General features: G+C 42.9%; 18 protein-coding genes. 10 read left to right on the top strand and 8 right to left on the bottom strand.

The genetic code is table 11. The features are described from left to right. Nucleotides 1-858 (top strand): ATP-binding response regulator (locus DP116_RS19655; RefSeq protein WP_169156778.1); only part of this gene is annotated, 858 nt, incomplete at its 5' end. A 232-nt stretch (nt 859-1,090) separates the two neighbouring features. Here DP116_RS19655 and DP116_RS19650 read toward each other — a convergent pair. Beyond that, nucleotides 1,091-1,723, bottom strand: a complete 633-nt coding sequence (locus DP116_RS19650) for a DedA family protein (RefSeq protein WP_169156777.1) — start codon at nt 1,721-1,723, stop codon at nt 1,091-1,093. A 456-nt stretch (nt 1,724-2,179) separates the two neighbouring features. On the opposite strand from DP116_RS19650, the gene DP116_RS19645 reads away from it, so the two are divergent. Continuing rightward, nucleotides 2,180-2,533, top strand: coding sequence for an STAS domain-containing protein (locus tag DP116_RS19645; protein ID WP_169156776.1), 354 nt, complete (start codon nt 2,180-2,182; stop codon nt 2,531-2,533). Here the strand turns inward: DP116_RS19645 and DP116_RS19640 are convergent. The 3 genes from DP116_RS19640 to rpsF form a co-directional block, all read right to left on the bottom strand. Next, nucleotides 2,520-3,278, bottom strand: coding sequence for a hypothetical protein (locus tag DP116_RS19640; RefSeq protein ID WP_211173393.1), 759 nt, complete (start codon nt 3,276-3,278; stop codon nt 2,520-2,522). The two genes, DP116_RS19645 and DP116_RS19640, sit on opposite strands and share 14 nt — an antisense overlap. A 1-nt stretch (nt 3,279) precedes the next feature. Beyond that, nucleotides 3,280-3,834, bottom strand: a complete 555-nt coding sequence (locus tag DP116_RS19635; RefSeq protein ID WP_169156774.1) for an Npun_F5560 family protein — start codon at nt 3,832-3,834, stop codon at nt 3,280-3,282. 297 nt (nt 3,835-4,131) lie between these two features. After that, entirely contained in the window at nt 4,132-4,458 is a 327-nt protein-coding gene (gene rpsF, locus DP116_RS19630) for a 30S ribosomal protein S6 (RefSeq protein WP_169156773.1), read from the bottom strand. Nucleotides 4,459-5,106: 648 nt separating this feature from the next. On the opposite strand from rpsF, the gene DP116_RS19625 reads away from it, so the two are divergent. Continuing rightward, nucleotides 5,107-5,916 (top strand): fumarylacetoacetate hydrolase family protein, encoded by an 810-nt coding sequence (locus tag DP116_RS19625; protein ID WP_169156772.1) that lies wholly within the window; start codon nt 5,107-5,109, stop codon nt 5,914-5,916. A 119-nt stretch (nt 5,917-6,035) separates the two neighbouring features. Here the strand turns inward: DP116_RS19625 and DP116_RS19620 are convergent, their stop codons facing one another. Beyond that, nucleotides 6,036-6,686 (bottom strand): TetR family transcriptional regulator, encoded by a 651-nt coding sequence (locus DP116_RS19620; protein ID WP_169156771.1) that lies wholly within the window; start codon nt 6,684-6,686, stop codon nt 6,036-6,038. A 152-nt stretch (nt 6,687-6,838) separates the two neighbouring features. On the opposite strand from DP116_RS19620, the gene DP116_RS19615 reads away from it, so the two are divergent. From DP116_RS19615 to DP116_RS19605, 3 genes are read left to right on the top strand one after another with little or no spacing between them, the layout of a single operon-like run. Beyond that, nucleotides 6,839-7,192 (top strand): cytochrome P450, encoded by a 354-nt coding sequence (locus DP116_RS19615; protein WP_169156770.1) that lies wholly within the window; start codon nt 6,839-6,841, stop codon nt 7,190-7,192. A gap of 50 nt (nt 7,193-7,242) precedes the next feature. Continuing rightward, nucleotides 7,243-7,656, top strand: a complete 414-nt coding sequence (locus DP116_RS19610; RefSeq protein ID WP_169156769.1) for a glycosyltransferase — start codon at nt 7,243-7,245, stop codon at nt 7,654-7,656. Between the two features lie 7 nt (nt 7,657-7,663). After that, on the top strand, nt 7,664-8,035 hold the full coding sequence (locus tag DP116_RS19605; protein ID WP_169156768.1) for a nucleotide disphospho-sugar-binding domain-containing protein: 372 nt from the start codon (nt 7,664-7,666) through the stop codon (nt 8,033-8,035). A 131-nt stretch (nt 8,036-8,166) separates the two neighbouring features. Here the strand turns inward: DP116_RS19605 and DP116_RS19600 are convergent, their stop codons facing one another. Further along, a complete protein-coding gene (locus DP116_RS19600; protein ID WP_169156779.1) occupies nt 8,167-8,829 on the bottom strand; it encodes an ABC transporter ATP-binding protein in 663 nt (220 codons plus the stop codon). 233 nt (nt 8,830-9,062) lie between these two features. Between DP116_RS19600 and DP116_RS19595 the strand changes: the two genes are divergently transcribed. Further along, entirely contained in the window at nt 9,063-9,764 is a 702-nt protein-coding gene (locus DP116_RS19595; protein WP_169156767.1) for a response regulator transcription factor, read from the top strand. An 11-nt stretch (nt 9,765-9,775) separates the two neighbouring features. Here DP116_RS19595 and DP116_RS19590 read toward each other — a convergent pair whose 3' ends face one another. After that, entirely contained in the window at nt 9,776-10,255 is a 480-nt protein-coding gene (locus DP116_RS19590; RefSeq protein WP_169156766.1) for a Tic20 family protein, read from the bottom strand. A 168-nt stretch (nt 10,256-10,423) separates the two neighbouring features. After that, nucleotides 10,424-10,621, bottom strand: a complete 198-nt coding sequence (locus tag DP116_RS19585; protein WP_048869142.1) for a hypothetical protein — start codon at nt 10,619-10,621, stop codon at nt 10,424-10,426. Between the two features lie 630 nt (nt 10,622-11,251). Between DP116_RS19585 and glyA the strand changes: the two genes are divergently transcribed. The 3 genes from glyA (at nt 11,252) to DP116_RS19570 (ending at nt 14,244) form a co-directional block, all read left to right on the top strand. Continuing rightward, nucleotides 11,252-12,535, top strand: a complete 1,284-nt coding sequence (gene glyA, locus DP116_RS19580; RefSeq protein ID WP_169156765.1) for a serine hydroxymethyltransferase — start codon at nt 11,252-11,254, stop codon at nt 12,533-12,535. A 237-nt stretch (nt 12,536-12,772) separates the two neighbouring features. Beyond that, a complete protein-coding gene (cynS, locus tag DP116_RS19575; RefSeq protein ID WP_169156764.1) occupies nt 12,773-13,213 on the top strand; it encodes a cyanase in 441 nt (146 codons plus the stop codon). A gap of 122 nt (nt 13,214-13,335) precedes the next feature. Then, nucleotides 13,336-14,244, top strand: coding sequence for a DNA-methyltransferase (locus tag DP116_RS19570; protein ID WP_169156763.1), 909 nt, complete (start codon nt 13,336-13,338; stop codon nt 14,242-14,244). The last annotated feature ends 43 nt before the right edge of the window (nt 14,245-14,287 follow it).

The raw sequence follows: 14,287 nt of genomic DNA, 5'->3' as shown, positions 1-14,287 counted from the left end.
GAGGGTAACAGGGAACAAGACCCCTCTGTGGGTATCTCCTCCAAAGACGCTACGCGAACACAGTCACCTAGGGCGGGAAACCCACCAGCAAGGCTGCCTCACCCCAACGCAGTGGCTTCTCAACGGAGGGAACCTCCTGAAGTTCTAAGCGCAGAAAACTTCGGCTCAGACAACTTTTGGCAAGGCGCTGACTTCTGGGCAGTCATTCAAGTCAGCGATACTGGTGAGGGCATCAATTCTGAGTTTCTACCCCATGTGTTTGAACACTTTCGTCAAGCTGATAGTACAACGACACGTTCTAATAATGGACTTGGTTTGGGATTAGCAATTGTTCGACATCTCGTGGAATTGCACGGAGGCACAGTTACAGCAGAAAGTCAAGGAAAAGGAAAAGGAGCAACCTTTACTGTCAAGCTGCCACTTATACAAGAGAATACACAGCAGCCAAAGGTAAGTCGTGAAACAACTACTCATCACTCACAACTAAATGACGTACAAATCCTTGTGGTTGATGATGATACTGATACTTTGGACCTACTGCAAGAAATTTTGCAAGGCGTTGGCGCAAAGGTGACAACTGTTTCATCCGCCAATGCAGCTTTACAAGTTTTGGAAGAATTCAAATTTGATGTACTCATTAGTGACATTGGGATGCCACAAACGAGTGGTTACGCTTTAATTCGTCAAGTCAGGCTCAAGGAAATGGGGCAAACGCAGAGGATTCGCGCTGTTGCACTCACTGCTTATAGCACAGAAGAAGACAAATTTAAAGCACTGGAGGCAGGATTCCACATTTTCTTGCCCAAACCAGTTAATCCTGTAGATTTAATGGGTGCAATATCTAGCCTTTTGGAATAAGAACAGAAAGCTCAACAACTCCACGGCAGTTTGCATACAGTTCGGGAAACCCAACGCCCAACGGGAAATCCAGTTAAGGAGGTTGGAAACGTCGGTGCGGGACTGCATCCACCCCGCAGGGGTTCAGCAGCGCAGCTTTACCCGACACTTGCTACAAGGACGGCATTGCCGATACGACTCACCGACGGAAGGTTTCCTTGGGGGAGCTTACCCTCCCCAAGGCAGTGACTCCTCATCTCTCGATCTCCTCACCTTCTTTTTGCCGCGACTCCAACCATATGGGGACAGCAATCACAGCAGCTAGAATCACCAATGCTAAAATTGCAAATTGACTAACCCAAGCAACTAATTGTTCGAGGGAAACAATTCTTCCAGCAAAGAAAGCAAGTGTCACCATAATACTTGCCCAAGCGATCGCTCCTGCCAAGTTGTATATCAAGAATTTACCGAAGGGCATCTCAACAATTCCAGCAAGTGGTGCCGCCAAAATTCGCAGCAAAGCAGGAAAGCGTCCAAAAAACACCGCTTTGGAAGCATTCTCACTAAATTGTTCTTTTATAGTCAAAAGTCTAGCTTCGGAAATTCTAAACAACTTACCTAGGCGCACAAGCAAAGACCAGCCACCAGTTCTACCAATCCAATAACCACAGATACCTCCCACGACAGCACCTGCAATGGCGTCAGCCAGAACTAGCCAGTAACTGAGTTCCTTACTGCCAGCAAGAAACCCACCGACTAAGGTAACGGTTTCACCTGGAAGAGGAATGCCTAGATTCTCCAACAATATTCCCAAAAAAATTGCCCAATATCCATATTCATGAGCAACCTTCTGGATGTTTTCTAGTGATATAAACTCAAGAGACATCCAGCTCCGTTATCTTTACAAATTTTTACTTTTCTTCTATGTTGACTCTTTTTTGGGCCAGGTGTCAATTGCGTCGTTCTACAAAATCCAGAATTCATAGTCAAAAATCAATAGTTACCATTGATTCATGACTATTGATGCCTAAAATACCACATCCGTACACTTACTAGACTCAAACAATTTCTTTTTATATAAAATTTATAATTTCATGAGGAAATTGTAAAAATTTTGTAAAGTATACGGTGATTACCGAAATTATCATGTGGTTATGCCTATATTGGGTAAAGTCAGGACAAATTATACGGCATAAATACTGATGTTCTCTGTCTTAAGCCCATCGCTGCCAGTTCCTAGATAACTGAATGAAGCAGCATTTTTGACTGTTCAGAGAAAATCAGTAGCTGTGTCTGTTTTCTGCATTTTTGTAATTAATGTTTCAACTACCCAGTAAAATTCATGACTATCACATCAAAATGTCAAGTCGTTTTGTTTCAACCCGAAGGACGTATAGATTTACAGGGTGGTATTGCTCTGAGCGAAAAGATGTCCGCCATAGTTCCTCAACGTAATCAACTGTGGGTTATTGACCTAGCCAAAGTTGATTTCATGGATAGTTCTGGGTTAGTTTCCCTAGTTAAAAGCTTAAAGTTGGCACGTCAAAGCGGTTGTCGCCTTGTTCTTTGCAACGTTCAAGCTCCCGTCAGGTTAGTTTTGGAACTGACTCAACTAGATTCAGTATTTGAAATATTTGACACTTACGAAGAAATTTTCACCGTTGTTCAAGAAAAAAGTTTAGTTACAGTCGCTTGAAACCAGATTGGGCGACGGGAATGATGTTCAAGTCGAGTACTGGCAATGCTTTTAGACAATACCAATGGCACGTGAATAAATCTGGCTTTTGAACACCAACGCTAGCCAAAGCAGGTGCAGTAGGAAATGGCCAAAGACGGTCAAAACAAATTTCACTTTTTTCCAGTCCAAACTGTACCAAATATGTCGCCGGTGGTGCTAATAAAAATTGCAGGAGATTATGTGCCATGTGATACAAGCTTTGACGCAACACATCTGATAAATGCAGGGGCTGGTAATAAGTTAAGTCAGACGCCAGTAAATTGTCTGGTAACTTTTTTCCATTGGATTCTTCTGCTAAAGTAATAGCCTCACCATAAAGAGGTCCATAAGCCGTCAAGACCACTGGCAACCAATAACTACCATCGCCAATGGGTACTTGTATGTGTTGTGCTAATTTGTGACGTAACCCAGCAATATCCCGACAAGCTTTAATAATTCCTTCAAACGGCACTACCAGATTTTCCGGCAAACAGAGGGTTAAAGGGCAATAAATAATCTCCTGCAATTCGGAAGACGTTTGTAAATCCCAGGGTTGGAATCCTACTCCTTGGTCAATAGAAGTCAGATTATTCACAGCAACCACTTGTACGGAGGTTGCTTGCGTCGTGTCTTCAGCAATCGCCATCTCTATTGCAGATAACATCCTGCTTACGGTGGGAGATTGTATTATTTCTCTCCCATCGGACTCGATCACTACTAACACTTTACGCATTGCTCGTGGAAATATTATTTTGAGGGGATGCTGTCCGGGAAAAATTTGGCAAATCTATCCCACTGTGAGAAGCAGTACGGGTTTTCAACGCTAGACGGTAACTCACACTCTGAAGTTCCGCCTGGAGTTGGCGATTTTCGCGTTGTAGAATTGCTACTTTTTCTCTGACAGGAGTCATGCGCTCCTCGAACTTACGACGATAGATTTGAGGCAACTCTTGTACGACTTGCTCAAGCATCCGACTGCGATCGCTCAGTTCTTGCACAGACTGCCGCAGTTGATAAATCTCAGCGTCACGCGCTGAGATTTGCTCTTGATAAAAGGTTACCTGCTGCTCCACAGCTTGTAGCTGTTCTCGTAATTCTTGCAGCTGAGTGTGATAACGGTCAGATGCCTCTGGTTGGGGCATAAAGCTAGTGTTGCCCTTCACCAGTCGGAAGAGTTCTTGAGACAGTTGTTGTACTAGCTGATCCCGAAACTGCAATTCTTGGCGTAGCTTCGAGGCTTCTGCGGAGATAACTTGAATTGAGGTATCATTTTGACTCACAGTGGCTTACAGCTCCCATTCAGAACTTTTGGTTTTTCATATGCGACTGCGGCAATTAGACAGTTGTCTATTGACATATTTTTATCAGTAAAATTAGCGAAATTATTTTGCGGAATCCGCTTCATTTGAGTTGTCTATACGGTCGTGTTAGGCGCTAACTATTATACCATGACTTTCAGATTGTGTTGAAAAAAATTCTAGGTACCTCAGATACACTGACGCGGCTCATTTCCTCTCACTTGATCACCAAACTTGAGGGCAACAGAGCCGCGTGAAGAATTAATGAATCAAAAGCCTCTAGGCTGCTGGAGTTATTGCCTCAGCTTGTGCCTCTTTGACCTCTTGCTTCATTGTCAGGTAGCGAATCACTTCCTCGCTCAGACGCATGGAGCGCTCCAAAATAGCAATCATGTTGCCAGGTCCAGTGTAATTGATTTGTATGTAAATGCCATCTCTTTGCCTATTAATTTCATAAGCAAGACGACGTTTACCTCGATTTTGAATCTGGATGTTGTCTGCTCCGTGTTCCCGCAGCAAGTTCTCATATTTAGCGATCGCTTGCTCTACCTGCTCATCAGTCAGATCAGGACGGAGGATGTACATTGTTTCGTAAACGATTTGCATGATTCTAATCTCCTCATGGACTAAATGGCTGCCGATGTTAACTTGTATTGATAGTCGCGAGTTACGATACCAACACCAATCAACATTACAAAGCAACAAGGGACTTTTTGACGCTCTCTCGTGCAATGGAGTTGCCAGGATACTTGCTCACTTTTAGGAATTGTTTATCCTTATTTCCGAGCGAGCTGTACGGATTGCTTGGGGGATGTGTCTCCCAACTACTATATCTTTTTTGGTAAAAGATATGGTTTTTGTACTTTCCGTTATATAAAGCCTACTCAAACCTAATCAACACCTATCAAAGCTATTCAATTGGGTTTACCCTGAGCGAAGTCGAAGGGTTTGAGTTTCGTTTACTTCCTGCAACAGGACTGGAGAAGTCGGCTATGGCTAACGCCACGCTAGCCCCTAAGGGGGCGCACTCTCAGACGCTATCAGCCAGTCCACAGGCTCATACGGTCTAACTGACCGCGTTCTTCACGCGCTTGTGCTACAACGCGCTTAACCCGACGCCAGGTGCTATAACGGGGGGAATCCCTCAGGTTTTATAATCTTACCAGCTTTTCTTTTTTACGTTTAGCTAAATCGCTCATTGAAAGATTGCACACTGGCGGTTTGATTGCACAACAAGGATACTCATCAATGGTTATGGCGCAGCGGTATGTGCGAGTTCAAAATCCACAAGGGCAAGTATACTATGGCTTGCTACAACCATCTCTAATGGTGCATGTGTTAGATGCTGCACCTTGGCTACAAGGGCAACTCACTGATTTAATTTTGGAACCAGAAAGCTATCAAATTTTGGCTCCCTGCACTCCTTCCAAAATTATAGCGGTAGGCAAGAATTATGCAGAGCATGCGGCAGAAATGGGAACAGAAGTACCCACCGAGCCTTTGCTCTTTCTGAAGCCGCCTACATCTATAATTGCTTCACTGGAAGAAATTCAGTATCCGCCGCAATCGCAGCGAGTGGATTATGAGGGAGAATTAGCGCTAGTGATTGGCGATCGCACGATCAAGTGTACACCAGAGGAGGCTCAAACAAAGATTTGGGGTTACACCATTGCTAATGACGTGACAGCGCGGGATTTACAAAAACGGGACAGTCAATGGACGCGAGCCAAAGGTTTCGATACGTTCTGCCCTTTGGGACCGTGGATTGTCCGAGAAGTCAACCCCGGAGCCAGATTGCAGACTTTTTTGAATGAGGAGGCAACTCCTGTACAATCTGCCTGTATTGACCAAATGGTATTTCCCCCAGATTTTCTCGTCTCCTACATCTCTGGGGTGATGACGCTACTACCAGGGGACGTTGTACTGACGGGTACACCATTGGGGGTAGGACCTTTACATTCTGGCGATCGCGTTCGTGTGGAAATTGAAGGTATTGGTCGCTTAGAAAATACCGTCACAGTTAGACAACCCGTACCAAATCAGACACCAGAAAATCAGAACTAGTATCGAATGGCACGCTCGATAAAGGAAAACAAAACATAGATGCTAAATTTTCCGGGTAAGACAAAATCGGGACTGTTTCGGGTTAGGAGGGTGGGGAACAGTTGATAAGAGCTTTCACCTTACTGAGAAAGTACACCCTTTAAAACCAAGTTGATAGCTGCTTGGGTATACTGCTCAATCATTTGAGAACTTAGCAATTCGACATCAGGGGTCAGATGTTTTAGGTTTTCGTAGGCATTTGCATAAAAAACGCACACGCCAGCGATAGTAAGTGTTGTCATATATGGATCTAACTTACAGAAAACCCCTTCTTGCATCCCCTTTTCTAAAATTTGAGTTATGTACCCAATTGGTTGTTGCCAATTTGTTAGCTGGAAATACTTTCCTTGATTTTGATTCGCTTCTTGAAATAACAACATCCCTCGGTAGCGGTGGGAAATTTCATAAGCGATTATTGTCCGCAAAAATATTCTTAGCGCTTCTGGCGCTGGTAACTGCTCCAAATTTAGCTGCTCTAGTATTTGTTGGAATTGGGTTGCAGGTCGTTGCAACACCGCTTGGTATAGTCCTTCTTTACTTTGGAAGTAGTAGTAAATCATTCTGGGAGCAACGCTAGCGCTGTTTGCGATCGCCTCAGTTCGCGCTCCAAACAGTCCATGCTTGGCAAACTCAACCTCCGCAGCATCAAGAATCTGCTGCTTTGTCGCTTCTGCATCACGTATCGCTCGTTTGGTTTTTGATGAAGATTTGGTGTTTGCTGTTCGACCCACGACAGTAAAAAATGAATTTTATTTGCAACAGACAAGCCTCTATAGATAGATTTTACAAGCATCTAAGCTTTTTTGCTAGATAATGAACTAAAAATTTAATTCACTATTGACAGACAAGCTATGAGTGTTTCATGCTGATATTTATGAAATAAATGGAGATTGAATTTGCAGGATATCAAATTCCCCCAGGTTGGACGATTATTATTTCGCAATTTGTGACGCATCGGCTGTCTTCTATATATACCAATCCAGAAGAATTTGACCCAGATCGTTTTGCGCCACCACGCGAAGAAGATAAAAAAGTACCGTTCTCGTTGCTTGGTTTTGGTGGTGGTGCTCACGTTTGCATCGGTCGAGAATTTGCATTGATGGAAATCAAGATTTTTCTGGCTTCATTGCTACGTAAATATCATTGGGTAATAACACCAGAGTATTCTGCTGTTGCACCCGTGCTAGTTCCTCCTAAAGCCCAGAATAAACTACGAGTACGCTTAACAACTGCTTAAATCAGAAATTTGCACGAATCTTCCAAAATCATCAACTTTTTTTTAGCTATATGACTCGTTTTCTAATTGGTACGATTGCTGCAACCGGACACGTTAACCCCGCTTTACCAATTGCCCAAAAGCTTGTAGAAAGTGGTCATGAAGTATGGTGGTATACAGGAATTGGGTTTAAGGATAAAATTGAAGCTACTGGCGCACATCATGTTCCAATTCGCACAGGCATAGATTTGACCGACTCCAGCACTATTCCCCAATCTTGGTTAGAGCAAAAAGATGCACTCAAGGGATTAGATCAGTTTAAGTTTTATCTCAAGCATGGCTTTATTGATTCAGCAGTTACACAACTGGAGGATCTCATTCAAATATTGCGGGAATATCCAGCTCAGGTTTTGTTATGTGATGTCTTCTTTCTTGGTATGTCCTGGTTACATGAAAAAACTGACTTGCCGTGGGCAGCATTATAATGTCAGAGTGGAAAAATTTCTTCCTCACGCGCATCTTTTGCCCTACGTTGATGTCATGGTGACAAACGGTGGGTTCAATGGTGTACAAATTGCCTTAGCAAATGGTGTACCAATGGTTACTGCTGGTCAGACAGAAGAGAAGCCAGAAATTTGTGCCAGAGTGCAATGGGCTGGTGTAGGAGTTGACCTCAAAACAAGTACACCTACACCTAAACAGATTCAAGAGGCTGTGATGAAAATAGTGAATTCATCTCAGTATCGGCAAAGGGCAGAGAACTTTAAAACTGAGATGAGTCACTATGATGCACCAACTCTTGCTACAAAGCTATTAGAGCAATTGGCATCAACAAACTTGCCTGTTTTTAGAACTTTTCAGTAAAGTAGAAAGTTACAGTCGTCCTCAACCTGCTGAACAAAAGCTATTATTCTGACTATTGAGTTATGAGTTCTTTATTAAGTCATCTTTTACAATACTTCCACTAGAGCTTGACTATTTTTTGCAACACGACTCTATGTAACGACTAAGCCATCTCTGACATGAATTGTGCGTTTGGTTTGAGCAGCAATGTCGGGTTCGTGAGTCACGATGACTATAGTGATGCCTTGGTTATTTAAATCAGTGAGTAAGTCCATGACTTCTTGAGATGTTTTGGTGTCTAGAGCTCCGGTGGGTTCGTCTGCGAGTACAAGAGCAGGATTGTTGACAAGAGCACGGGCAATTGCAACTCGCTGTTGTTGTCCCCCTGAAAGTTGGCTAGGACGGTTATGCAAGCGTTCTGCTAGTCCTACCCTAGTCAAAGCTTGAATTGCCCGTTGGCGTCGTTTCGACTTTGGCACATTGGCATAAACCATCGGCAACATAACATTCTCAAGCGCGGTGGAACGTGCCAACAAATTGAACTGTTGAAACACAAAGCCGATGCGCCGATTACGAATGTAAGCGAGTTCATCACTCGCCAATGTGCTTAAATTGCGTCCCTCCAGAACATAGTATCCTGCGGTTGGACGATCAAGGCAACCGAGAATGTTCATCAACGTGGACTTCCCCGAACCAGACATCCCCATAATCGCGACGTATTCCCCTTCTTCTATGGATAAGTCAATTCCCTTGAGAATCGGAAGTTCCATGTCGTCTAAACGATAACTTTTTGTAATTGATTCCATCCAAATCATAGTTGCAGCCATTTTAGTCGCTCCATAACGCAGTCATTGGGTCGAGTTGAGGGGGCATTACGATGTTTATAGTTTCAATTACATCAATCCAAGATGACAGCTTGCCCCTTGTCTGAATTACAATTTTGTAATCGATAAAAATACGGCTATTCTGGCTTTGGCAAAAATCTTAGTCTTTATTTGCTCAATAAATAGTTCAAAACATCAAAGTTTTGGATGACCATCAAAAAACCATGCATATCCTGTTCGTCGAAGATGAATCAAGAATAGCAAACTTCGTCCGAGCCGGACTGAAGGAACAGGGATTTGTCGTTGATTATTGCGACAACGGCGATGATGGATACATCCGAGCAATGGAAAATGAGTATGATGCAATCGTGCTCGACATCATGATTCCAGGGAAGGATGGGCTGTTTATCCTCAAACACCTGCGACGAGAAGGGCGTAATGTGCCAGTGATTTTGTTGACTGCTCGCAATGAACTGGATGATCGACTTGAAGGTTTGAATCTTGGGGCGGACGACTATATCGCCAAACCGTTTTTTGTTGAGGAGTTGGTTGCCCGCATTCATGCTGTAGTGCGTCGGAGTATGGGCGTTAGCGGAGCGACTCCGCAGGAGTATCGCCAAAATCTATTGTGTGTCGGACCGCTCAAATTGGATCGTATCACGCGGGAAGTCACCTGCAATCAACAGGTAGTGGAACTCACCACCCGCGAGTTCAATCTCCTGGAATACCTGATGCGCTCTCCCGGACGAGTCTTTACCCGTATGCAAATCCTGGAACATGTCTGGAGTTATGATTTCAACCCCAATACCAACGTCGTTGATGTATGTATCCAAAGGATTCGCAAAAAGATTGACCCGATTAGTGGAACGGCTTGGATTGAGAGTGTACGGGGAGTTGGGTATCGTTTTTGTAAGCCAGAGTCTTGATTGTGACTATTCTAGTCACGAGTTCCACTGTAAGCAGCTTGGGAGATTAGAGGAATTTCAGTGTAAAGTCCTCTTACGGCTTGAACAACACTATATATTGATGCACCTACAACTGCTAGGAAAATCAAAGTAAACATCACACTTTGAAACAAAGGTACTGATATTGACGCACCCTCTTGCACAATACCTATAAGGTCTAAAATTGCCCCGCACAAATAAGCAAATATAGACAGCAAGAGAGCTTGCAAGGTATGAAAGCGGACAAAGTGTTGAACTTTTTCGTTTCTCACAACCAGAAGGTATAAAGCAAAGAAAATGATCAGGCTACCAAATGGTATCGCATAATACAATTGAATCACAGGAATAAAAGGCAGGTAGAGCGATCGCAATAAAGGCAGCTGAGCAAAATTTTGGACTTCAATAAAAGGTAAAAGATAAGGCAAGCAAGATAAAAGGCGATGTTGAACTGTGGTACCTCCGCGCCAAGCCATCTTGATTTCTCCTGTTGTTAAACGTTGATGTTACTATGCCAAGGATAACGCAGTTGATTAGGTAGGAAAAAAAGTCACCGTTAGTAAACGTCAATATTCAGACGTTTATTCTAGATTTTTTTTGAAAACAGAACACCAATAACTGACCACCATAAACATAGCTGTTGGTCATTCAATATTAGCAACTCGAAAACCCATGACACACTCATACTGGTCTGGCTGCTGTTCTGTCAGTTTGCGAATAGCTTGACCACAATGGAGTTTACCTTGACGCCACCGGGGTTGACCACTTCCATCAGCAAGTAAACAAGATTGGCATACCTGTTGAGGAGCAAAAATTTGGTTATCCATGAGAATTACTAGCATCCAATTTCTCCTGTCAATCCTGAGGATGACCCACATATACCCAGGGGGAGAAAACTGCTAAGGATGGCAATAAATGCTGTAGCGGATGGTTCGTCCGTTATGCTGGACGTTGTCACATCTGTTACATTCTTGTCTGTCTTCCTTTGCCCAACCTCCCATGCTCACTTTGGAAGAATGTGGGTCATGACAATCTCATCAAAATTTCTATGTTGAGTTTAGTTTATTGTACGCTGGTTGTTTGGGTTTGTAGTCAAAAGTAATACATAAATTAATTTCTGATTTTTTTGACGATGCGCGGTTTCGGGTAAATTGATTGGAATCCCCGTGATCCGAAAATTCCACGCCGATTTTAACGTGGGGAGTGTTAACACCCAATAAAGTGAAGGCGAAGGGAAAATCTGAAATGGTTTCCAAGGCTATGTAATATTTGCCTTTACTTTCACCAACTATTGCAGTACGCAACCGCCCAGAACTTCAAAGTTTTGCATAACCATTTATTGGACAAGCGATAATTGAGTAAGTCGGGATAAATAAATGTCATCAGTTATGAGTCATTAGTCAACAACTCTTAGACTCATGCCTCTAGACAGTTACCGACTATTGTGCAAATTTCCATAAGGATAGCGATTAGTGACTTTGACCAACTCAGATTTTCTTTTTTCCTCCGATCCTGCGGTGGCGGAGTTAATCAACCAAGAACTACAGCGTCAACGCGATCACTTGGAGTTGATTGCTAGTGAAAACTTTACCTCGGCTGCTGTCCTAGCAGCTCAAGGTTCCGTACTGACAAATAAGTATGCGGAGGGATTACCTGGTAAACGTTACTACGGCGGCTGTGAGTTCATAGACAAAATTGAGCAACTGGCAATTGACCGTGCTAAACAGTTGTTTGGTGCTGCTCATGCCAACGTGCAACCCCATTCTGGCGCACAGGCAAATTTTGCAGTGTTTTTGACACTGCTGGAACCAGGAGAGAAATTCATGGGGATGGATTTGTCTCACGGAGGACATCTGACACACGGTTCACCTGTCAACGTATCTGGAAAGTGGTTCCAGGCTTGCCACTACGGTGTCAATCAGGAAACAGAACAACTAGACTATGACCAAATTCGGGAGCTGGCGCTTAGGGAGCGTCCAAAGCTCTTGATTTGCGGTTATTCGGCATATCCCCGCGTTATTGATTTTGAAAAATTCCGTAATATCGCTGATGAAGTCGGTGCGTACTTATTGGCAGATATTGCCCACATTGCCGGATTGGTTGCTAGTGGTCTTCACCCCGACCCCATTCCCTATTGTGATGTTGTAACTACAACGACACACAAAACTTTACGTGGTCCAAGGGCTGGCTTAATCTTAACCCGTGATCCAGAACTGGGTAAAAAGCTGGATAAATCGGTTTTCCCTGGTAATCAGGGTGGACCATTGGAACACGTTATTGCTGCTAAAGCAGTTGCTTTCGCTGAAGCCCTCAAGCCAGAGTTTAAAACATATTCCGCTCAGGTGATTGACAATGCTCGCGCTTTGGCTAGCCAACTTCAAAACCGAGGCTTCAAACTGGTATCTAATGGAACGGATAATCATCTCATGCTAGTAGACCTACGGTCTATTGGTATGACGGGTAAGCAAGCGGATCAGTTGGTCAGTGGTGTGAATATTACTGCCAACAAGAATACAGTACCGTTCGATCCAGAGTCACCATTTGTGACTAGTGGTCTAAGGTTGGGTTCTCCAGCAATGACAACGCGTGGCTTGGGAGTTGAAGAGTTTACGGAGATTGGCAATATTATTGCAGATCGCCTGTTAAATCCAGATTCAGCAGAGATTGCTGAAGATTGTCGGCGACGAGTCAAAGCGTTGTGCGATCGCTTCCCCTTGTATTCTCACATCATGATTCCTGTACCAGCATTCGCATGACATTAAGCTCAGGTTAAGGTACTTCACCGAATAAGTTCACAATTCATTTGGAATTGTTATAGTTATCAGTTATGAGTTATGAATTATTAATTTATAACTCATAACTGATAATTTTTTTATGTCTCCATTCAGCAATGGTTTTTTGATGTTTTTTAGCCAATATGAGACTATAATGCAGTGAAAAAGCTACAAACGTTTTCCAGAAAAGAAGTAACAATTAATCACAGGAGTTATCCAGTGTCCATCCCAGAAATGACTCAAACGCTTTTGGCTGCAAAAAAAGAAAAGGGACTAACCTTTGCTGATTTGGAAAAGATTTTGGGACGTGACGAAGTGTGGATTGCATCTGTTTTCTACCGTCAAGCTAGTGCTTCTGAGGAAGAGGCGAAGTTACTGGTTGAAGCATTAGGGCTTGAAACGATTTATGTTAGGGAATTAACTGAATACCCTGTCAAAGGTTTAGGACCTGCTGTTCCCACGGATCCCCTCATTTATCGTTTCTACGAAATTATGCAGGTTTATGGAATGCCGATAAAAGAGGTTATTCACGAGAAGTTTGGTGATGGAATTATGAGCGCGATAGACTTTACTTTGAATATTGAAAAAGAAGAAGATTCTAAAGGCGATCGCGTGAAAGTCGTCATGTCTGGGAAATTCCTACCATACAAAAAGTGGTGAGATTTCATTCATGCTGAGGAGTTTTTCATCTTTGGGGGTTCGTCCCTTGTAGACGTGCAGAAAGTTCTCAGTCAATCTTTCTAGAAGTATGCTTACGCCTTAACTCAAAAACGTTCTAACTCTTGACACAAGAACAGCAAACACCACAAAATACGTCAGATTTTACACCTTACTACTCTCAAAAAAATGGAGCAATATATTTAGGTGATAGCCTAAAACTACTTACATTTCTGGAGGATAGCAGTATTAACTTAATCCTGACCTCACCTCCATTTGCACTCACACGTAAAAAAGAATACGGAAACGAAAGTGCAGAAAAATATATAGAATGGTTTCTCCCTTTTGCCTACGAATTTAAAAGAGTTTTAGCAGATAATGGCTCTTTTGTTTTAGATTTGGGTGGTGCTTATCTGCCAGGTTCTCCAGTCAGGAGTATTTACCAATATGAACTTTTAGTGAGATTGTGTAAAGAAGTTGGCTTTTTTCTCGCCCAAGAATTCTATCACTATAATCCAGCACGACTACCCACTCCTGCTGAGTGGGTAACAATCAGACGAATTCGTGTAAAAGATTCAGTGAATGTGGTTTGGTGGTTGTCTAAAACCCCTTACCCCAAAGCCGATAATAGAAAAATTCTAAAGCCTTATAGTCAAAGTATGAAACAATTACTGAAAAATGGCTATAAAGCAAAAATACGCCCCAGCGGTCATGATATTTCTGACAAATTTCAAAAGGATAATAAGGGTGCTATTCCACCAAACTTACTAGAAATTGCCAATACAGAATCTAATAGTGTTTATCTGCGGCGTTGTAAAGCAGCAGGAATTAAACCTCATCCGGCACGTTTTCCTCAAAGTTTTGCAGAATTCTTCATCAAGTTTTTGACTGATGAAGGTGATTTGGTTTTAGATTCTTTTGCGGGTTCCAACACAACGGGTTTTGTTGCAGAAATTTTACAACGCCGATGGATTTCTTTTGAAATCAATGAGGATTATATTATCGGTAGTCGATACCGATTTGAAGATTTATAAATTTTAATGATCCGCTAAGAATACAGGGAACAGGGAACAGTGA

It is taken from the genome of Brasilonema bromeliae SPC951 (assembly GCF_012912135.1).
In the GTDB taxonomy this organism is placed as follows: domain Bacteria; phylum Cyanobacteriota; class Cyanobacteriia; order Cyanobacteriales; family Nostocaceae; genus Brasilonema; species Brasilonema bromeliae.
This window is presented reverse-complemented; position numbering and strand designations above follow the sequence as displayed.